The 19,013-nt window shown below is 59.3% G+C and carries 23 protein-coding genes; 12 read left to right on the top strand and 11 right to left on the bottom strand.

Annotated features, from left to right (window positions below; genetic code table 11):
• Nucleotides 1-92 precede the first annotated feature (92 nt).
• A complete protein-coding gene (locus FO014_RS23005) occupies nucleotides 93-734 on the bottom strand; it encodes an NAD(P)-dependent oxidoreductase (RefSeq protein WP_160031218.1) in 642 nt (213 codons plus the stop codon).
• Between the two features lie 138 nt (nucleotides 735-872).
• Between FO014_RS23005 and FO014_RS23000 the strand changes: the two genes are divergently transcribed.
• The 3 genes from FO014_RS23000 to FO014_RS22990 all read left to right on the top strand — a co-directional run bounded on the left by FO014_RS23000 (nucleotide 873) and on the right by FO014_RS22990 (nucleotide 3,068).
• The gene (locus tag FO014_RS23000) at nucleotides 873-1,802 is read left to right on the top strand and encodes a LysR substrate-binding domain-containing protein (protein ID WP_201282892.1); all 930 of its coding nucleotides are present in this window, start codon (nucleotides 873-875) and stop codon (nucleotides 1,800-1,802) included.
• 20 nt (nucleotides 1,803-1,822) lie between these two features.
• Entirely contained in the window at nucleotides 1,823-2,062 is a 240-nt protein-coding gene (locus FO014_RS22995; RefSeq protein ID WP_105230999.1) for a DUF1289 domain-containing protein, read from the top strand.
• Between the two features lie 109 nt (nucleotides 2,063-2,171).
• The gene (locus FO014_RS22990) at nucleotides 2,172-3,068 is read left to right on the top strand and encodes an aldo/keto reductase (RefSeq protein ID WP_111737168.1); all 897 of its coding nucleotides are present in this window, start codon (nucleotides 2,172-2,174) and stop codon (nucleotides 3,066-3,068) included.
• Nucleotides 3,069-3,103: 35 nt separating this feature from the next.
• On the opposite strand, the gene FO014_RS22985 is transcribed toward FO014_RS22990, so the two are convergent.
• Nucleotides 3,104-4,930, bottom strand: a complete 1,827-nt coding sequence (locus tag FO014_RS22985) for a polyurethane esterase (protein ID WP_160031217.1) — start codon at nucleotides 4,928-4,930, stop codon at nucleotides 3,104-3,106.
• Between the two features lie 253 nt (nucleotides 4,931-5,183).
• Between FO014_RS22985 and sodC the strand changes: the two genes are divergently transcribed.
• Nucleotides 5,184-5,705 (top strand): superoxide dismutase family protein, encoded by a 522-nt coding sequence (gene sodC, locus FO014_RS22980; protein WP_160031216.1) that lies wholly within the window; start codon nucleotides 5,184-5,186, stop codon nucleotides 5,703-5,705.
• A gap of 7 nt (nucleotides 5,706-5,712) precedes the next feature.
• Here the strand turns inward: sodC and FO014_RS22975 are convergent, their stop codons facing one another.
• Genes FO014_RS22975 through FO014_RS22965 form a run of 3 tightly spaced genes read right to left on the bottom strand, consistent with a single transcriptional unit; the run spans nucleotide 5,713 to nucleotide 8,859 of the window.
• Nucleotides 5,713-7,752 (bottom strand): FUSC family protein, encoded by a 2,040-nt coding sequence (locus tag FO014_RS22975; protein ID WP_160031215.1) that lies wholly within the window; start codon nucleotides 7,750-7,752, stop codon nucleotides 5,713-5,715.
• A 3-nt stretch (nucleotides 7,753-7,755) separates the two neighbouring features.
• Nucleotides 7,756-8,619, bottom strand: a complete 864-nt coding sequence (locus tag FO014_RS22970; protein WP_160031214.1) for an efflux RND transporter periplasmic adaptor subunit — start codon at nucleotides 8,617-8,619, stop codon at nucleotides 7,756-7,758.
• A 3-nt stretch (nucleotides 8,620-8,622) separates the two neighbouring features.
• Nucleotides 8,623-8,859 (bottom strand): DUF1656 domain-containing protein, encoded by a 237-nt coding sequence (locus tag FO014_RS22965; protein ID WP_160031213.1) that lies wholly within the window; start codon nucleotides 8,857-8,859, stop codon nucleotides 8,623-8,625.
• Between the two features lie 181 nt (nucleotides 8,860-9,040).
• On the opposite strand from FO014_RS22965, the gene slyA reads away from it, so the two are divergent.
• Nucleotides 9,041-9,475 (top strand): transcriptional regulator SlyA, encoded by a 435-nt coding sequence (gene slyA, locus FO014_RS22960; protein WP_160031212.1) that lies wholly within the window; start codon nucleotides 9,041-9,043, stop codon nucleotides 9,473-9,475.
• Nucleotides 9,476-9,565: 90 nt separating this feature from the next.
• Here slyA and FO014_RS22955 read toward each other — a convergent pair whose 3' ends face one another.
• Complete coding sequence (locus tag FO014_RS22955) at nucleotides 9,566-10,033, bottom strand: outer membrane lipoprotein (RefSeq protein ID WP_105231007.1); 468 nt, start codon at nucleotides 10,031-10,033, stop codon at nucleotides 9,566-9,568.
• A gap of 362 nt (nucleotides 10,034-10,395) precedes the next feature.
• Between FO014_RS22955 and anmK the strand changes: the two genes are divergently transcribed.
• The 5 genes from anmK (at nucleotide 10,396) to pdxY (ending at nucleotide 14,984) form a co-directional block, all read left to right on the top strand.
• Entirely contained in the window at nucleotides 10,396-11,526 is a 1,131-nt protein-coding gene (gene anmK, locus FO014_RS22950; RefSeq protein ID WP_160031211.1) for an anhydro-N-acetylmuramic acid kinase, read from the top strand.
• Nucleotides 11,527-11,563: 37 nt separating this feature from the next.
• Entirely contained in the window at nucleotides 11,564-11,866 is a 303-nt protein-coding gene (locus FO014_RS22945; protein WP_160031210.1) for an MliC family protein, read from the top strand.
• Between the two features lie 89 nt (nucleotides 11,867-11,955).
• Nucleotides 11,956-12,609, top strand: coding sequence for a pyridoxamine 5'-phosphate oxidase (gene pdxH / locus FO014_RS22940; protein ID WP_105231010.1), 654 nt, complete (start codon nucleotides 11,956-11,958; stop codon nucleotides 12,607-12,609).
• Between the two features lie 141 nt (nucleotides 12,610-12,750).
• Nucleotides 12,751-14,025, top strand: a complete 1,275-nt coding sequence (gene tyrS / locus FO014_RS22935) for a tyrosine--tRNA ligase (RefSeq protein WP_160031209.1) — start codon at nucleotides 12,751-12,753, stop codon at nucleotides 14,023-14,025.
• A 92-nt stretch (nucleotides 14,026-14,117) separates the two neighbouring features.
• A complete protein-coding gene (gene pdxY / locus FO014_RS22930) occupies nucleotides 14,118-14,984 on the top strand; it encodes a pyridoxal kinase PdxY (RefSeq protein ID WP_160031208.1) in 867 nt (288 codons plus the stop codon).
• Nucleotides 14,985-15,020: 36 nt separating this feature from the next.
• Here pdxY and gstA read toward each other — a convergent pair whose 3' ends face one another.
• From gstA to FO014_RS22910, 4 genes are all read right to left on the bottom strand, one after another.
• Complete coding sequence (gene gstA, locus FO014_RS22925; protein WP_160031469.1) at nucleotides 15,021-15,626, bottom strand: glutathione transferase GstA; 606 nt, start codon at nucleotides 15,624-15,626, stop codon at nucleotides 15,021-15,023.
• An 84-nt stretch (nucleotides 15,627-15,710) separates the two neighbouring features.
• Nucleotides 15,711-16,604 (bottom strand): 4-hydroxy-tetrahydrodipicolinate synthase, encoded by an 894-nt coding sequence (gene dapA / locus FO014_RS22920; protein ID WP_160031207.1) that lies wholly within the window; start codon nucleotides 16,602-16,604, stop codon nucleotides 15,711-15,713.
• 363 nt (nucleotides 16,605-16,967) lie between these two features.
• Nucleotides 16,968-17,264: a TM2 domain-containing protein gene (locus tag FO014_RS22915; RefSeq protein ID WP_160031206.1), complete on the bottom strand. Its 297-nt coding sequence runs from the start codon at nucleotides 17,262-17,264 to the stop codon at nucleotides 16,968-16,970.
• A gap of 107 nt (nucleotides 17,265-17,371) precedes the next feature.
• Nucleotides 17,372-17,641, bottom strand: coding sequence for a hypothetical protein (locus FO014_RS22910; protein WP_105231015.1), 270 nt, complete (start codon nucleotides 17,639-17,641; stop codon nucleotides 17,372-17,374).
• A 192-nt stretch (nucleotides 17,642-17,833) separates the two neighbouring features.
• On the opposite strand from FO014_RS22910, the gene FO014_RS22905 reads away from it, so the two are divergent.
• Nucleotides 17,834-18,145 carry a hypothetical protein gene (locus tag FO014_RS22905; protein WP_111737159.1) on the top strand — a complete coding sequence of 104 codons (312 nt, stop codon included), beginning with the start codon at nucleotides 17,834-17,836 and terminating at the stop codon, nucleotides 18,143-18,145.
• A 19-nt stretch (nucleotides 18,146-18,164) separates the two neighbouring features.
• Nucleotides 18,165-18,545 (top strand): nuclear transport factor 2 family protein, encoded by a 381-nt coding sequence (locus FO014_RS22900; RefSeq protein WP_105231017.1) that lies wholly within the window; start codon nucleotides 18,165-18,167, stop codon nucleotides 18,543-18,545.
• A gap of 6 nt (nucleotides 18,546-18,551) precedes the next feature.
• Here FO014_RS22900 and FO014_RS22895 read toward each other — a convergent pair whose 3' ends face one another.
• Nucleotides 18,552-18,929, bottom strand: a complete 378-nt coding sequence (locus FO014_RS22895) for a RidA family protein (protein WP_160031205.1) — start codon at nucleotides 18,927-18,929, stop codon at nucleotides 18,552-18,554.
• Nucleotides 18,930-19,013: the final 84 nt, after the last annotated feature.

The following is a 19,013-nucleotide window of genomic DNA, read 5'->3' as shown; positions in this document are numbered from 1 at the left end:
CTGTAGAAGGTAATGCGGGGAAATTTAGCGGGTGAAACTTAAGATAACCTTAGCGGCGAACCGGCCGCGCAGGGCGGCCGGGGCTGGCGATATCAGTAGGCGGCGGTGAACTGCGCCCGGATAAACTGCGGTTTTTCGATTTCGTCGACGATGGCCACCGCCAGGTCTTCCACCGAAATATGCGCCGGCGCATCGCCGTCCATCAGCAGGCTGGTGGTGCCGAGGCGGAATTGACCGGTGCGTTTGCCCGGCTCCAGCATGGCGGCCGGAGACAGATAGGTCCACTCCAGGCTGTGGTTCTGCAACAGCTGGTTGCGCAAATCACGCACCGCGCGGGCGCCGGGGCGAATATTTTCCGGGAACTCCGGTGTATCGACCAGTTCTACGCCGGGCGCAACCTGCAGGCTGCCGGCGCCGCCGACCACCAGAAAGCGCGTGACGCCGGCGGTGTCCACCGCGTTGAGGATCTTCTGCATACCGGCCACGGTTTTGTCATACAGATTCTCTTCCCCCCAGCCGGGGTTAAAGGCGCTGATCACCGCATCCTGCCCGCGCAGCTGCGTAGTCAGCCAGTCGGTATCGGCCACGTCGCCGAGTGCGATATGCAGACGGGCGTTGTCCGGTAAATCTTTTTTCTGCCGGGCGATGGCGGTGACGTCCAGTCCGCGCGACAGGGCTTCATCCACTACGCGACGGCCTACAAAACCGGTGGCTCCAATAATGGCAATTTTCATCTGCTTGCTCCTGATAAGTGATAAGGCAACCGTGGGGCCGAGGGCGTGCCCCGGCGTGATGCAGATACTCTAGATCTTAACAATAGATTTGATTAGTGCCATATTGATGCTTTCTTTATTAAGTAAAACTTTATAGTGATGGATAAACTCAATCGAATGGCGGTGTTTGCCGTGGTGGTGGCCGAAGGATCGCTGGCGGCGGCGGCACGGCGGCTGGGTATGTCGTCATCGGCGGTCAGCCAGCACCTGCGCGCGCTGGAAAGTTCGCTTGGCGTGCCGCTGCTGCACCGCTCCACGCGCAAACTGGCGCTGACCGAGGCCGGCGCGGCGTTTTATCCCGGCTGCGAGGCCATGCTGCAGCAGGCGCAACAGGCGCAGCAGCGGCTGGCGGAACTGCGGGATACGCTGGTGGGGGAGTTGCGCATCGCCACCACCGTCGGTATCGGCGGCGGGCCGCTGGCCGAGGCGCTGGCGCCGCTGTTGCAGGCGCATCCGCAGCTGATGCTGCGCGTGCTGGCGGATGACCGGGTGGTGGATATGATAGAACAGCGGGTGGATATCTCGCTGCGGGTCAGCCGGCAGTTGGCGGACACCTCGATGATCGCGCACGCTCTGAGCGAGTGGCCGATGGTATTGTGCGCTGCGCCGCGCTATCTGAGCCAGCACGGCGTGCCGGAAACGCCGCAGGCGCTGCAGCAGCACCGCTGGATCAGCGGCAACAACGCCGCTTTTCCGCTGGATTTGCACCATGCCTCGGGGGAGACCTTCAGGCTGCGGCAGGCGCAGGGCCAGATCGTCAGCGACAGTATGCACGTGATGCGCGCCTTTACCCGTATGGGGCTCGGCATCTCCGGTCAGCCGCTGTATGAGATTGGCGATGAACTGCGGCGCGGCGAGCTGATTGCGCTGTTGCCCGCCTGGCGGCCGACGCCGCTGCGGCTGCATGCGCTGACGCTGGAACGCGCAATGCCGGAGAAAACCCGCCAGGCGCTGCGCTATCTACGCGATTATTTTCGCCGTCTGGCGGAAAAGTCGCTTGCCATCAACGCCGATGACGTCTTCAATTAACGGTAGAGTCAGGAGGTGGTGTGCCGCAGCAACTTGAATTCTTCGACATTCCCAGCCCGTGTCGCGGCATTTGCCAGGCCGACGAACGCGGATACTGCCGTGGCTGCCTGCGCAGCCGCGAGGAGCGCTTCGGCTGGATGAACATGAGCGATGCGCAAAAGCGCGACGTGCTGCGCCTGTGCCGCCAGCGGCTGCTGCGTCTGCAGCGCGCCAATAAGGCGGCGGAAGAACAAAACCCCGATCAGCCTTCGCTATTCTGAGCACTTTTCCCATGAATTTTCCGATCCTGCGCACGGGCCGCCGCGCGCTGCGTTTCCCTGCGTCGCCGGCTTGTGTATGCTGGGGAAAACACCGTTATGAGGTTTGAACATGGGTCATCGTATTCAACTGGCGCCGCAGGGACCGGAATTTTCCCGTATGGTCTGCGGTTACTGGCGGCTGATGGAGTGGGGCATGTCGCCGCAACAGCTGCTGGGGTTTATCGAGCAACACCTTGAGCTGGGGATCACCACCGCCGACCACGCGGATATCTATGGCGGCTATGCGTGCGAGCAGGCATTTGGTGACGCGCTGCGGCTGCAGCCGGCGCTGCGTCAGCGGCTGGAGCTGGTGAGCAAATGCGGCATTGCCACCACCGCCAAGCCGGGCAACCCGATCGGACATTACATCACCGACCGCAGTCATATCGTCAGCAGCGCCGAGCATTCGCTGCAAAAGCTGCATACCGACTATCTCGATCTGCTGCTGATCCACCGTCCCGATCCGCTGATGGACGCCGACGAGGTGGCCGAAGCCTTTGTCGATCTGCACAAAAGCGGTAAGGTGCGCCACTTTGGCGTGTCTAACTTTACCCCGGCGCAGTTTACGCTGCTGCAGTCCCGTCTGCCGTTTTCGCTGGTCACCAATCAGGTCGAGATCTCGCCGCTGCATCAGCCGGCGCTGCTGGACGGCACGCTCGACCAGTGTCAGCAGTTGCGCATCAAGCCGATGGCTTGGTCCTGTCTGGGGGGCGGGCGGCTGTTCAGCGGCGCGGAGAGCCAGCCGTTGCGCAACGAACTGCACAGTGTGGCGCAGGAGATCGGCGCCGACACGATTGAACAGGTGGTTTACGCCTGGGTGATGCGTCTGCCGTCCGCGCCGCTGCCGATTATTGGCTCAGGCAAAATTGAACGCGTCACATCGGCGTTGCGGGCGCTGGAGCTGACGATGAGCCGCGAGCAGTGGTTCCGCATCCGCAAGGCGGCGCTGGGGTATGACGTTCCCTGACGGCGTGCGCCGGCCACTGTCGGCCGGCGCATTAATCAGGCCACAATCAGCTGGCCATCCTGCAGCGACTGCGGGCTGACGCCGACCAGCGTCACGCTGCTGTCGCCCAGCCCGATAGTCAGATTGTTATCCGCTTCATGGTATTCGACCTGGCTGCCGGCGCCGATAAACACCAGCTTATCGCTTGTCTGCAACCCCTCCAGCCGATCGTGGCCGAAGCTGCCGCTGAACAGAAACGTATTGCCGCCGCCGCCGGCCTGCAGTTGGTCGTTGCCGGCTCCGCCGACAAACGTATGGTTGCCGAGCTGGCCGTTCAGCGTATCGTCGCTTTCCAGCCCGAACAGCCAGCCGCCGGCCTGCGTTGCCGTCAGGCTGTCGCCGCCGTCGCCGCCGTTGAGCGAGTCGGCGTAAGCAGTCAGCCCCGATGCAGAGAGCAGGCCATCGGCGGTGACCTGATGATCGACGTTTTTATTCAGCACGACGAGCTGCGACTCTTTGCTGCGCAGCGTAGAGATATTCTCGGCAAGGGTAATCCCGCCGTCGGCGTCGCGCAGATACAGGTTTACCCCGTCGTACGCCACTTCGCGATCCTGCAGCGGTTGCTGGATATCCAGCGTATTGCGGCCGTCACCGCCGAGGATCCAGTTATAGCCGCCGCCGTCGCGGAAGGTATCATCGCCGGCGCGTCCTTCGAGGTAATCGTTGCCCTGATCGCCTTTGATGAGATCATTGCCGTCGCTGCCGATGATAAAGGTCGGTCCGCTGTGCGTCTCGGCATTGCGGTTGAGATCTTCCACCCAGGTCGAGCTGCGGGTGACGTTGGACAGATTGGTGACGATCACCGTCGAGTTTTGCCCGGTAAGATCGTAAAACGCCGAGTCCAGCACGCGCGTCAGACCGTCCTGATAGGCGCTGGGCAGGTGCGACAGCCAGGTGGGAATATTCAGGATGGAAAACGGCAGCGCGTTCCAGGCGGCGGAGGCGTAGTGATCGTTAAAATTGACGATATTATTGGTGGCATTCTCTTTCACGCCGTCATGCACCCCCAGCGAACCGGCGGTCAGCGCACTACCGTCGAGGGCGCGGAACACCGGGTCGTTTTCGTAACCGATATTCAGCACCCGATCGTCGCTCTGATGCTGGGTAGGTGAGGCGAACGCCACATAGTTGGCGTTCGCGTAGAAACCGTCCCAGTGCGCATCGCTCATGCTGGCCATACTGTTGACGGCCATGCCGCCCAGGCTGTGGCCGCTGACCACCACGTCTTCACCCGTCAGGCCGTTTTGTTGCGCAAAGCGCGCAACGTCGCCCAGCAGCGTATTAAAGGCGTTAAGCGTGTAATGGTCGGCATAACCCACGGGGCCAAAACCGGCCAGCAGATCATTAATCACGTCGCCGATACTGTCGCTGACTATTGATTCGCGCGGTCCGCTGGTGCCGCGGAAGGCGATGCCGATCTCGGTCAGCTTGCCGGCATCGTCATATTTCGTCAGCACTTCAGCCTGCGCCGTTTCATAACCCCTGGTTTCGCCGAAATAGGTGCCGCGGGCGTCGGTTTTACCCTGGTAGCCCAACTGCTGCGCATTGACCCGCGTCCAGCCGGCCTCGGTGACCGCCTCCAGCGCGGCCTTTTCCGCATCCGGGTTCCAGGGAATGCCGGGCAGCGCGCCCTGCGAGTCGGTACTGCCGAGGATACCGCCAACCAGAGTCAGCGGCAGTCCCAGGCCATAGCCGGTATTCTGATAGCCGACGGCAAAGCCGTTATCGATGTTATGGTATGCATAGTGGGAGATCGCCATCGCGTCGGCAAACAGCGCTTTGGACGCCGCGGCGTCCGTCTCACGATAATCAAAAATGCCCATAGCCGGTTCCTTTTGATGCCGGTTGCCGTCATATTGTTGATTCGCTTGATGATCTTCGGCAGCCGGGATTAAGTTAAACAGGATAAACCGAACGACAACTGGTCAGATGACTGACCACAAGCGGTAAAGAAGTATTAGCACAGATGGATAATTATGCGAGCCGGACAGGCAATATTGCGCCCCCGCCGGGTGCGGCGAGGCTCGTCTTCTATACTCAAAGTTCGATAACGGACGTGAATGGAGAGGTTGATTTATGAAACATTTTTGGTGTGCGGCAATCGGTCTGCTGGCCTGCGGCGTCGCCCAGGCGGCAACGGAAGACGTAGATATACATTTGGTGACCGCGCAGGGCATCGGTCAGGATATTGGTAAAATCGCCATCAGTGAAACGCCGTACGGGCTGCAGTTTACACCGCAGCTCAAAGCGTTGCCCGCCGGCATCCACGGTTTTCACGTACATGAGAACGGCAGCTGCGAGCCGGCGATGAAAGAGGGCAAGGCGGTGGCGGCGCTGGCGGCCGGCGGCCACTTTGACCCGGAGAAAACCGGCAAACACCTGGGGCCGTATGCCGATGGCCACCTGGGAGACTTACCGGCCATCTACGTAGCTGAAGATGGCACCGCCAGCTATCCGGTGCTGGCACCGCGGCTGAAAAAAATCAGCGACATTGAAGGCAAGGCGCTGATGGTGCACGTCGGCGGCGATAACCATGCCGATCGGCCGAAACCGCTGGGCGGCGGCGGTGACCGCTTCGCCTGCGGAGTGATCAAATAACCGTACGTCAGGATGGGGCCGTCGTGACGGCGGCCCGATTGTCCTGCGGCGGAGCGATAGCCTGCCGCAGCTGCTGCAGTGAGCAATACAGCCGCCACACCAGCCCGGCCAGTTCCCGCGCAGCCGCCTCATGATGCTGCGCCAGCGCATCGCTTATCCGTAGTAACTCCTGCAGTGTCGCATCCAGCGAACGGTGCTGGACGCCTTTCTCCGTCATAATGCCGCGCAGGCAGTGAATACAGCGATCGCGCACCGCCGAGAGCGGATCGGAGCGCGTCTGCCAGTCGCGCAGCTGCCAGACGATATGGCTGCAGTTCAGCAGTACCACCCCCCAGCGCAGCAGCCAAGTGCGCGCCTCCTGATCCTGGCTCTGATTCAGTTGGCTGATACGGTGGTAAATCAGCGATTCGAACCTGCTTTGGCGCAGCTGCGGCTTTTGACTCAGCTGGTCGATAAAATCGCGCCGCAGGGCGCGGATAATGCGCCGGCTTTTGCGCTTGTCCGAGCTGGGGCGCAGGATCTGGAAGGCCAGCCCGGCCAGCAGAACGCCGACGATCTTGCCGATATTGTCATTGAGGAATGACTGATAGTCGTAACTCGGCGGGTTGGTGATGGTGAGAAAAGAGCCCATAAAGACGATCAGCTGTCCCCACAGCGCGGCATAGGGCGGGTGCTGCAGTTTGAACATCTGCATGGTGACCAGCACCGGGAACAGAAAGGCGCAGAATACCCAGAAATCGTCGATTTGCACCATCAGGCCGAATTTCACCACAAAACAGCCGACGGACAGCAGCACCAGCGCCTTTAACAGCGTGGTGATGCTTTTGATCGGCGACGGCGTGGCGGAGTAGAGCACGCAGCTGATGGCGGTCAGCGTCAGCGCGGCGCTGCCGGCCTCCCACTGCGTGTTGATCCAGTAGGCGCAGCCGATCACGATGCTTAAAAAAGTGCGCAGCCCGTTGTACGCCGCTTCATAACTGTCGGTATGGCGCGCCAGCGCGCTGACCGCCGGGGGCTGAATGCTGCTGACCGGCGTGGCGTTTTCCAGCTGCAGCAGCCAGCGGTTGGCCTGCAGATACAGCCAGCAGAAATTGCGCAGCCGCAGGAAGAAAGCCTGGTGGCGGTAGTCCGCCTTATCCCGCGGCGCAATCTGCTGCAGGATTTTCGCCAGCCGGTATTTGTCGGTATGCGCGTTGCGCAGTTCGTCAAGCAGCTGTGTCAGTACCGGCGCCAGGTTGGCCGGCGGATCCGGCCAGTTGAGCAGCATGCGCCGCAGGCTGGAAATCACGCTGGTCAGGCGCAGCTGCAGGTGCAGCATATAGTTGAGCACATGGTTTTGTCGGCGTAGCCGGTAGTGGCTCCAGAATGCCTGAATACGCAGCAGGTTCATGGTGAGGATCTGGCTGATGACCCCTTCGTGCGAGGTGCGGATTTGTGGTGTGACCTCCGGCCGCCACAGCATGTCGGCGTGCTCCAGCAGGCGCAGATGCATGCGGCGCAGCGAGGTCAGCAGCGTTTCGCCGTCAGAGGTGCTGGGCAGGATCATCATCATCAGCGCGCCGCACAGGATACCGGTAATCACTTCGCAGACGCGCGCCTGGGCGAGGTTGAAAATATCCAGCGTGTCCGTCACGTTGACCGTGCTGAAGGCGATAATGGCGGCGGTGTAGCCCGACAGGGCGAAGGCATAGGAGACATTGTTCTGGTAGTGGTTGGAAATATAGGTGCACAGCCCGATCCAGGCGGCGATAAACAACGTGAACAGCCAGGGATCGTTCAGGCAGTGGCCGGCGATGGCGACCGACGCCGCCGCGCCGATCAGGCTGCCGATAATCCGGCCGATGCTTTTGCTGATAACGCCGCCCACCGTGGGGAAACTGACCACCGCCGCCGAGGTGAGCGCCCAGTAAGGCTCGTCCAGATTAAGGGCGAACGCCACCCAGAGCGCCAGGCACATTGCCAACGAATTACGCAGCGCATAGCGCCACTGGCCGCCGGTGGCACGCCCCCATGGCGTGCGTTTCCATTCCAGAAACGGCAGATTCATTGATTAACCTTTCTGATGTATCGAAATGGTGCAGGTGGTGCCGGCGACCAGCGGCAGGTCGCCGGGCACGTTAAGCAATTTTATCCGCACCGGCACGCGCTGTGCCAATCGTACCCAGGGGACGTTTGGTTTGACATCCATTAATAAATCGCCGCCGTTTTCGACGCTTTGGTCATAAATAGCGCGCCCGATGCTCTCGACCTGTCCCTGTAAAGGCACATTGCCGTTATATAAAACGATATCCGCTTTGTTGCCCTCTTTAATATGCTTGAGTTTGGTCTCTTCAAAATAACCGAGCACATAAAAAGAGTGCACATCGACCAGCGCCACCAGCGGGGTACCGGAGTGGGCATAGTTCCCCACCCGCGCCTGCAAATTAGTGATATAACCATCCGTCGGCGCATAAATTTGCGTTTTACTTAAATTCCACTTTGCCTGTTCAAGATTTGCCTGGGCGGCTTTATACGCCGCTTTCATTGCCTGGGCGGTTAAATTTGCGGCGTCCAGCGCTTCGCTGGAAATAACATCGCGCGGCAGTCCGCGGCGGCGCGCGGCTTCATGATCGGCTTTCGCCAGATCGGACTGCGCCTTGGCGAGTGCCGCTTCGGCATGCGCCAGGGCGATGCGGTAAGGCTCGGCATCCAGGCTGAAAATCAGGCTGCCGGCGGAAACATATTGGTTATCGTGTACGGTTATTTTGGTCAGCCGGCCTGAGACTTCCGGAGTGATATTGACCAGTTCCGCACGGACTTTGCCGTCGCGGGTCCAGGGAGACTGCATATAATAATTCCACAGCCACCAGCCGGCGCAAATGGCGACGGCGCAGACAATCACCGTGGAAAAATATTTTAATGTTTTATACTTCATCGGTTACCAACTCGCTAAGATCCACAAGGAGCCACTGACGGCAATGACGAAAATGGATAAATCCATTAACATCGGATGCCAAATTTCGCCGGAATAGAGCCAGTTGCGCAGCAGGCGATGCACCAGCAGCCAAAAAACCAGACCCAGTAAGAATGCTTTAAACATGGGAGGGAAATAAAGCGATGCGCCCAATACCAAATCGGGCAGCGGTGCGCTCGAATGTAACCATGGGGTAATCAATTTAACTATTCCTACGTGCAAATGTGTAATATATTTGAATATTTGGTAACCAAATACTGCTAAGTTTACGGGCGGATTTGAGAATATCCATTATATACATTTGTATTTTTAATGTGATTTACCCAAAATAGAGTATGATCTGGGAGAGTAATATTAGCATGCTAATTATAAGGAGGGGTAAGTGGAATCAACTTTAGGTTCGGATTTAGCACGATTGGTTCGTGTTTGGCGCGCGCTCATCGATCATCGGCTAAAACCGTTGGAGCTCACCCAGACGCATTGGGTGACGCTGCACAATATCAGCCGGCTGCCGCCGGAGCAGTCGCAGATTCAGCTGGCGAAGGCGATTGGCATTGAACAACCCTCGCTGGTGCGTACGCTGGACCAACTGGAAGAGAAGGGGCTGATCACGCGACATATCTGCGCCAACGACCGGCGCGCGAAGCGGATTAAACTGACCGAGGCCGCAGCGCCGATTATCCGTGAGGTAGACAGCGTTATCAGTTCGACGCGGGGAGAAATCCTGAGCGGCATCAAGCCGGAAGAGGTGCAGCTGTTGGTGACGCTGATTAGCAAGCTTGAGCAGAACATTACCGATCTACAAAATAAACAATAATCTTTAAGATATTGCCCGATTACATTTACAGCAGCAAAAAATAAAACCGGAGGCCAGGGCCTCCGGTTTTACGTTGGAAAAAAGGCGTTGTTACAGCGGGGATACGGTAACCGTATTGCCGGAACGCGCCATACGCACGCGCTGACCCGGGCTGAACTTGGTGGCGCCTGCTTTCTGCACCACGACAATGTTGTCGCCTTTGGTGTCCGGACGGATTTCCAGTTCGACGCCGGAGGTACGGCCGGCAACGTCGCCAATCTGGTCGCCCGCCACGCCGCCGGCGACGGCGCCCGCTGCGGTGGCCAGGCTACGGCCGGTGCCGCCGCCGATCGTGTTGCCGAGGAAGCCGCCGATCACCGCGCCGCCGATGGTGCCGAGCATGTTAGAACCGCCTTCGCCCTGGATTTTCACCGGACGTACGGATACCAGCGTGCCGTAACTGGCCTGCTGCACCTGCTTCGCCTGTGCTGACGTATAAACGTCGCCGGACATGGAATCATTGGCACAACCGGCCAGCGTCAGCCCGGCAAGAGCAACAACGATAAGACGTTTGATCATATAAAACTCCTGATTTTTAGTATTCCATAACCTGGCCATCCCAGGCGAAATTCGGTGAAAGATAGACAAAGTATGGCTCAAAGCTGCGCAAATGCCTATAAGTCCGCGCAGCGCCGCACCTTACCGCTCTTTCCAGCATAAGCGTACACCGTTCAACCAATAATAAACGGTGGTTTAAATTTATCACACCCTCTCCCGTGTCGTTCAGGGGGAAACAGGCGCCTGGCGTGCGCTAAAAATAAACGTTTTCTCTCACAATCGCAAAAAAGACATCCTAATTCATGGCGTTAATAGATTAATTCTGGTTTATTTGTCTGAGTGACAACGATTAAGCATGCCCGCGATGGGTAAAGGATAGGTTTATGAAGTCAGGCCGCTATATCGGCGTTATGTCTGGCACCAGTCTGGATGGCGTGGACGTGGTGCTGGCCGCCATTGATGAACGTATGGTGGCGCAGCAGGCCAGTTACAGCCATCCGCTGCCGATTGCGCTCAAGCATGAGATCCTCGGCATGTGCCAGGGGCAGCCGACCACGGTGTCCGCCGTCGGGCAACTGGATGCCCGGCTGGGCACGCTGTTCGGTGAAGCGGTGCTGGGGCTGCTGGAGCAGACCGGCGTGCCGGCGCATGAGATTACCGCCATCGGCTGCCACGGACAGACCATCTGGCATGAGCCGGAAGGGGACACGCGCTTTTCGATGCAGCTGGGCGACAATAATCGTATCGCCGCGTTGACCAATATTACCACCGTCGGCGATTTCCGCCGCCGTGACATGGCCTACGGCGGGCAGGGCGCACCGCTGGTGCCGGCGTTTCATCAGGCGCTGCTGTCGCATCCGGCGGAGCGGCGCATGGTGCTGAACATCGGCGGCATCGCCAATTTATCCATGCTGCTGCCGGGAATGCCGGTGCGCGGCTTTGATACCGGGCCGGGCAATATGCTGATGGACGCCTGGATATGGCGCCATCGTCAGCAGCCGTATGACCAGGACGCGGTCTGGGCGATGAGCGGGCAGGTCTGCCTGCCGCTGCTGCAGCAGATGCTGGCGGACCCGTACTTTGCGTTGCCGGCGCCGAAGAGCACCGGCCGGGAGTACTTCAATATCGGCTGGCTGGAACAGCAGCTGGCGCAGTTGCCGGGCGTCGGAGCGGCGGACGTGATGGCCACGCTGGTGGAGCTGACCGCCGTCACCATCTGCGAGCAGGTGATGCTGGCCGGCGGCAGCGAGCGGCTGCTGGTGTGCGGCGGCGGGGCGCGCAATCCGCTACTGATGGCGCGCATGGCGGCATTGCTGCCCGGCACCGAGGTCAGCACCACCGACAGCTTCGGCATCAGCGGCGACGATATGGAAGCGCTGGCGTTTGCCTGGCTGGCGTTCCGTACCCTGTCCGGCCAGCCGGGCAACCTGCCGTCGGTGACCGGCGCCAGCCGCGAAACGCTGCTCGGTGGGATTTATCCGGTTTTCCCGTCGCACCGGCGTACGCTCTGTTAGGATAAAAACGATCGCCTGACTATTAAGGAATAACCCGATGAAAAAACTTCTTCTTGCCGGCCTGGCGCTGGCGCTCGGCGGGTGCAGTTATTTCCTGCCGCAGCAGAGTCAGGTGCTGCACTATCAGTGCGGCACCACGCCGCTGACCGTCGCGCTTAACGGTGAAGACAGCACGGCCAACCTGTTGCTGGATGGCCAGCAGCTGACGCTGAAGCAGCAGTTGGCCGCCTCCGGCGCCAAATACGGCGACGGCAAATATACGTTTTGGTCCAAGGGGCAGAGCGCATTCGTCGAACGCGACGATAAAGTGATTATGAGCGACTGCACGCTGGTGAACTGAGATGGTGCCCGGCGTGCGGTAAAGATTGAGATTATGGCGCGCCGGGCGCAGAATAACCCCACCTATTTTTCGGTTGGTTGATACACCAGATGTCTGATAACTCTCAGTTTGATGTCGCGGACCTGCGCCGCGAATACACCCGCGGCGGCCTGCGCCGTCAGGATCTTACGGCAAACCCCCTGGATCTGTTTGAGCGCTGGCTGCAGCAGGCCTGCGAAGCGCGCCTGGCCGACCCGACCGCCATGTGCGTGGCGACGGTGGATGAGCAAGGGCAGCCGTATCAGCGTATTGTCCTGCTGAAGCACTATGACGACAAAGGGCTGGTGTTTTATACCAACCTTGGCAGCCGCAAGGCGCAGCAACTGGCGCATAACCCGAAAATCAGCCTGCATTTTCCCTGGCATACGCTGGACCGGCAGGTCAGTTTCCTCGGCACGGCGGAGCGCCTGTCGACGCTGGAGGTGATGAAATACTTCAGCAGCCGGCCAAAAGACAGCCAGATCGGCGCCTGGGTGTCGCAGCAGTCGACGCGTATTTCGGCGCGCGGCGTGCTGGAGAGCAAGTTCCTTGAGCTGAAGCAGAAATTCCAGTCCGGCGAGGTGCCGCTGCCCAGTTTCTGGGGCGGTTTCCGCGTCAGGTTCGATTCCGTCGAGTTCTGGCAGGGCGGCGAACACCGTTTACATGACCGTTTCCTGTACCAGCGCGACGGCAATGACTGGAAAATTGACCGACTGGCGCCCTGACGCGCAGAAAATACCGTTAAGCGCTGGCAGAGTTGAGGCCGGCGCTTTATTCTATGCGCTTCATTCCGATTTTATTATTCCGCCACTGGGCGGAAGGCCGTGTACCGGCAAAGGTGCATTCGTTTATACATGGAGAACTTGATGGCTAGCATCAACCTGATTCAACAATTGCAAGAGCGGGGCCTGGTGGCCCAGGTGACGGACGAGGAAGCGTTAGCAGAGCGACTGGCGCAAGGGCCAATTGCGCTGTATTGCGGCTTCGATCCGACCGCTGACAGCTTGCATTTGGGCCATCTGGTGCCGTTGCTGTGCCTGAAGCGTTTTCAGCTCGCCGGTCACAAACCGGTGGCGCTGGTGGGCGGGGCGACCGGCCTGATCGGCGATCCGAGTTTCAAGGCGGCGGAACGCAAGCTGAACACCACGGATACCGTTAACGAGTGGGTGGAGAAGATCCGCAAACAGGTGTCGCCGTTCCTCGATTTCGACTGCGGCGACAACAGCGCCATCGCTGCCAATAACTACGACTGGTTCGGCGATATGAACGTGCTGACCTTCCTGCGCGACATCGGCAAGCACTTTTCCGTTAACCAGATGATCAACAAAGAAGCGGTGAAGCAGCGTCTGAACCGTGACGACGTCGGCATCTCCTTTACCGAGTTCTCCTACAACCTGCTGCAGGGTTACGACTTTGCCGAGCTGCACCGTCGTCATCAGGTGGTGCTGCAGATCGGCGGTTCCGACCAGTGGGGCAACATTACCTCCGGCATCGACCTGACTCGCCGTATGCATCAACAGCAGGCGTTCGGTCTGACCGTACCGCTGATCACCAAGGCGGACGGCACCAAGTTCGGCAAAACCGAAGGCGGCGCGGTATGGCTGGCACCGGAAAAAACCAGCCCGTACAAGTTCTACCAGTTCTGGATCAACACCGCGGATGCGGACGTGTACCGCTTCCTGAAGTTCTTCACCTTTATCAGCCTGGAAGATATCAACGCGCTGGAAGAAGAGGACCGCAACAGCGGCAAGGCGCCGCGCGCCCAGTACGTGCTGGCGGAAGAAGTGACCCGCATGGTGCACGGCGAAGAGGGGCTGGCGGCAGCGCAGCGCATTACCCAGAGCCTGTTCTCCGGCGCGCTGCATGAGATGACCGAAGCCGATTTCGCGCAGCTGGCGCAGGACGGTATGCCGTCGGTCAAGCTGGATAAAGACGCCGATCTGCAGCAGGCGCTGGTCAATGCCGAACTGGTGCCGTCACGCGGCCAGGCGCGCACCATGATCGGTTCTAACGCGGTGAGCGTGAACGGCGATAAACAGTCCAACGCGGAATACGTTTTCAGCGACGACGACCGTCTGTTCGGCCGCTACACGCTGCTGCGTCGCGGTAAAAAACACTATTGCCTGGTTGAGTGGCAGTAATCGTAACTAACAGAAAGGGGCCCGCAGCGGCCCCTTTGTCATTACCCGGCCAGGAACGGCACGCTTCCGGCCTTTGAGATTTACGCACGCCAATGAAAAACATTCTTTCCATTCAATCACACGTGGTGTTCGGTCATGCCGGCAACAGCGCCGCGGAGTTCCCCATGCGCCGCATGGGCGTCAACGTCTGGCCGCTGAATACCGTGCAGTTTTCCAACCATACGCAGTACGGGCGCTGGACCGGCTGCGTGATGCCCGCCAGCCACCTGAGCGAGATCGCCCAGGGCATCGCGGATATCGACCAGCTGCAGCGCTGCGACGCGGTGCTGAGCGGCTATATCGGTTCTCCCGAACAGGGCAGCCATATTCTGGATATCGTGCGCCAGGTGAAACAGGCGAATCCCGACGCCTGGTATTTTTGCGATCCGGTGATGGGTCACCCGGAAAAGGGCTGCATCGTAGCGCCGGGCGTGGCGGAGTTTCTGTGCCAGCAGGCGTTGCCGTGCAGCGATATGGTTGCGCCGAACGTGCTGGAACTGGAACAGCTCAGCCAGCGTGAGATCGCCTCCGTCGATCAGGCGGTTGACGCCGCGCGCGCGTTGATTGCGCGCGGGCCGAAAGTGGTGCTAGTGAAACACCTGAGCCGCGCCGGCTATCGCAGCGATGATTTTGAGATGCTGCTGGTGACGGCGAAGGAAGCCTGGCATATCAGCCGTCCGCTGGTGGATTTCGGCAGCCGTCAGCCGGTGGGCGTGGGTGATTTGACCAGCGGCCTGCTGCTGGTGGATCTGCTGCAGGGCAAGGCGCTGGACCAGGCGCTGGAGCACGTGACGGCGGCGGTGTATGAAGTGATGCTGACCACTAAGGAAATGGGCGAGTATGAACTGCAGGTTGTTGCCGCGCAGGATTATATCGTCAACCCGCGCTGCCATTTTGCGGCGGTGAAGCTCGGGGCATAATATTTTCCCCGCCGTTGCGGCGGGGACGACAAATATTTACTGCAAGCCTTCGGCATTCAACGCTGCGGCGACCGCCGGGCGCGCCGCCACACGTTTCATATAAGCGGCCAGGTGCGGGTAATGCTGCAGATCGAACTGCAGCGCTACCGCCCAGCGCAGTACGGTAAACAGGTAGGCGTCCGCCACGCAGAAGCGGCTGCCCAGCAGGTAGTGTTGCTGCGCCAGCACGTCGTCGAGATAGTGGAAATGCTGCTCCAGCTTGGCGCGCGCCATCGCCAGATACGCTTCCGGCGTTTTAGGGTTGAACAGCGGGCTAAAGCCCTTGTGCAGCTCCGTAGCAACAAAGTTCAGCCACTCGATCGTATGGTAGCGCGACAGCGTGCCCGCCGGCGGAATCAGTTGGCGATCGGGCACCCGATCCGCCAGATACTGCACTATTGCCACGCCTTCGGTCAGCAGACTGCCGTCATCCAGCAGCAGTGCCGGAACCTGTCCTTTAGGGTTAATCGCCAGATAGTCGGCGCCGCTCTCGGTGGTTTTGTTGGCCAGATCGACTTTTTCCGCGGTGAAGTCCAGCCCCGCTTCGCGCAGCACGATATGCGGAGACAGGGAACAGGCGCCGGCTTTATAGAACAGTTTCATCATTTGACTCCTTGATAAGGATAAAAGGCGTGCGTGCCTAACCCTTTATCCTAGCGCCGCCGCGATGAAATTGCCGCGCTTCAGCTAACAAATTTCACTGACGGCTTCATCCTGCGGCTGCAGTTGCGCCAGCGTGGCGGCAATTTGCTGCTGCAGCGCCAGCGGCGCGGTTTGCATCGGCGCGCGCAGCTCGTTGCGCAGCAGCCCCTGCTGCGCCAGCGCCGCTTTCACCGGCGCCGGGTTGGCGAAACTGAACATCTGACGGATCATCGGCAGCAGTGCGTAGAAGTTGGCGCGCGCGGCGGGCAGATCGCCGTCGGCGACCTGTTGCACCAGCTGCACAAAGCGCTCCGGGTACAGATGTGCCGACGCGGAGATCGCCCCGGTGCCGCCGAGGCACAGCGTGGAGAGAATCAGGTTGTCCTCGCCGGTCAGCACGTCAATCTCGCCGTCGTCGATCAGCGCCATGGTGACGTCCGGATTGCCGCCGCACTCTTTGATGGCTTTCACCTGCGGGTGGCGGGCAATCTGACGCAGCGTGTCCAGCTCAAGGGTGACGCCGGTGCGATAAGGCACGTTGTACAGGATCACCGGCACGTGCGACGCGTCGGCCAGCGTGGTGAAGTACTCAACCAGCCCGGACTGCGACGGACGGATGTAATAAGGTGCGGGAACCAGCACGCCGGCAATGTCGCGCTGTGCAATCGCCTGCTGCATCTGCAGGGTGGCGGTCAGATTGTTGCCGGCCAGCCCCATGACGACCTGGTGCGCCGGCGCCACCTCCAGCACCGCGTCCAGCACCGCCAGTTGCTCCTCTTTATCGAGCGCGGCGGCTTCGCCGGTGGTGCCGCACACCACCAACCCGTCGACGCCGGTGGCCAGCAGATGCTGCGCCAGGCGTTTTAGCGCGGGGAAATCGACGTTGTGTTGATTAAACGGGGTGACTAACGCTACCCAAATACCGGAAAAAGAGGCCATAAAAATTCCTTCTGAGTGACCGTGAGAGAGGCCAGATGAAAAAGCAGCGAATGGGCGTTGCGCGTCGTGCTGCCAGCTCATCTGACAGGACAGCGCCCCGGTCAGATGAGCGGCTGCTTCTGCAATGTATCGATCAGACCGCCGGCAAACATCGACGCACTCGGGCGGTATGTCGGGGGATGGTGCAGCGGCATGATGGCGTTCTCATAACGGGATAATAGGGGATGATGATGAATACTCCCGATCGGGCTGTCAATTTATAACAGGTTGATAACATTGTTATTCATGATGGCCGAAGGCTGATGAGTTTCGCTAATAGCGCGGTGCGGGCAATAAAAAACCCCGCATGGCGGGGTCAGAGGCTCAGCCATACTTTCTGGCGAACTCTTCGTCGGACTGGCACAGATAGAGAATAAACTCAATAAAGGAGATGACGGACGGAATCAGCGTCCAGCAGAAAATCAGATACAGGAACCCCTGGCCGATTTTACCCAAATAGAATTTATGTACGCCGAACGTGCCGAGAAAGAACGCCAGAAGCGCGGCGGCAATGCGGTTTTTCTCGCCGGGAATAGGCTGTGGCGCGCCGCAGTGCGGGCAACTTCTTGCCGTTTCGTGAATTTCCTTACCGCAGCCGCGGCAAAATACCATCTTGCTCATGATTGATTCCATCTATCAAGGCCGCGTCCAGCGGCGGATTGCAACGGCAGGAATGATAACGCTATTTTGCTGGGCTGCACAGCAGAGAGGGCGATCGCCGTCTGAGATCAGACATCGTCCCGGACGCCGAATTTACGGTCAAACTCGCGCCGGTAGGCGCGCGCCTTGTTGCGATCGCGGATCCACAGATAACCGCACACCAGCGCCACCGCGCCGGAAAACACCATATTACGCATATCCTGGTCATAACAGTACACCAGCAGGGTATCCAATGCGGCGATCAGCGCAAACCATTTATAGACGTGGGACTGCCGCCGCGTTGCCGCGTTCAGGCGTTTCAACTGTCTGGCTTCATCGAGCACTGGTTTTTTCTGCATGATTTTCCTGTCTGGGATTTTTATTAGAAATAAATTAGCAGAGATTTGATGATTACCGAACCGGTTAATCTGAGTTTTTTCTGAGTGATGACGGCGGAGAGGGGCAGATCGGCATGCCGGGAAGATGCTTTTACTACCCGGTCGCTTGTTTATTCTGATAATGTGATTTTTTATTCACCCCCGGAGGGCGGTATGATCGTTCGTACCTGGCACGGCTGCGTGCCGCAACAACATCGGCAGGGTTTTGCCGATCATCTGGCTGTCACAGGCGTGCAGCATGCTAAGGCAACGGCTGGAAACTGTGGCGCTTTTGTCCGGCAGGAACTGCAGGGCGACTACGTGCACTTTTTTCTGGCTACGTATTGGGAGTCGCTGGAGGCCATCAGGCAATTTGCCGGCGAGCATTATCAACAGGCGGTCACTTATCCGGATGATGAGGCATATGGTTTGATTTCAGACCCCTATGTTTTTCAGCATCGGGTGACGGAGATAGCCGCACTGTAACCACCGCGAGGAGAATGTGATGAACCATCGAACGTTACGACCGGAAGAGTTGGTGCAACAGCAGCTTGAGGCTCACAACGCGCGGGATATCGACGCTTTTCTCGCCTGTTGGGCTGAAGATGCGCAGTACTATCAACATCCTGACAAGCTGCTGGCCAGCGGCAAGGCGGAACTTCGCGAGTACCATATCGCGCGCTTTCGCGAGCCGAGCCTGTTTGCCGAGCGCGTAAAGCGTATTGTGGTTGCCAATAAAGTGGTCGATCAACTGCGGGTGACGCGTAATTTTCCCAACGGACGCGGCAGTATGGACGTGCTGGTGATTTATGAGATTACCCAGGGGAAAATCGCCCGCGCCTGGATCACCGTTGGCCCCTGCGTGGTAGACGAAGGGGCGCTGTGACGCCGCTTACAGCGCGATAACGGCTTCGATCTCAACGTTCACATCTGCAGAAAACAGCGCGCTGACGGCCAGCAGGGAGCAGGCCGGCAGCGCGCCGGTCAGTTTATCCGCCAGCACCGGACGCACCGACGGCAGGTCGGCGATATCGGTCAGAAACACCGTCAGTTTAATCAGCGTTGCCAGGCTGCCGCCCTCATAACGGGCAATGGCGTCCAGCTGTTGCAAAACGGCCTGCGTTTGCCGTGCGGCCGTCTCTCCCTGCGCCTCGCCGCCGAATGCCGTCAGCCCGGAAACGTACAACAGATCGCCATGGCGTACCGCATGCACATACGGGCCGCCGGGCGCGGTTAAAAATGGGTAATTAATGCGTTTTAGTTCAGACATACGTAATTTCCCCTTAAGGCGAAGGCAATAAAATCGATACACTGGGCTGACGGGGCGACATAATGTGCGCCCGCACTTTCAGCT

Source organism: Serratia rhizosphaerae, from assembly GCF_009817885.1.
Taxonomy (GTDB): domain Bacteria; phylum Pseudomonadota; class Gammaproteobacteria; order Enterobacterales; family Enterobacteriaceae; genus Serratia_B; species Serratia_B rhizosphaerae.
This window is presented reverse-complemented; position numbering and strand designations above follow the sequence as displayed.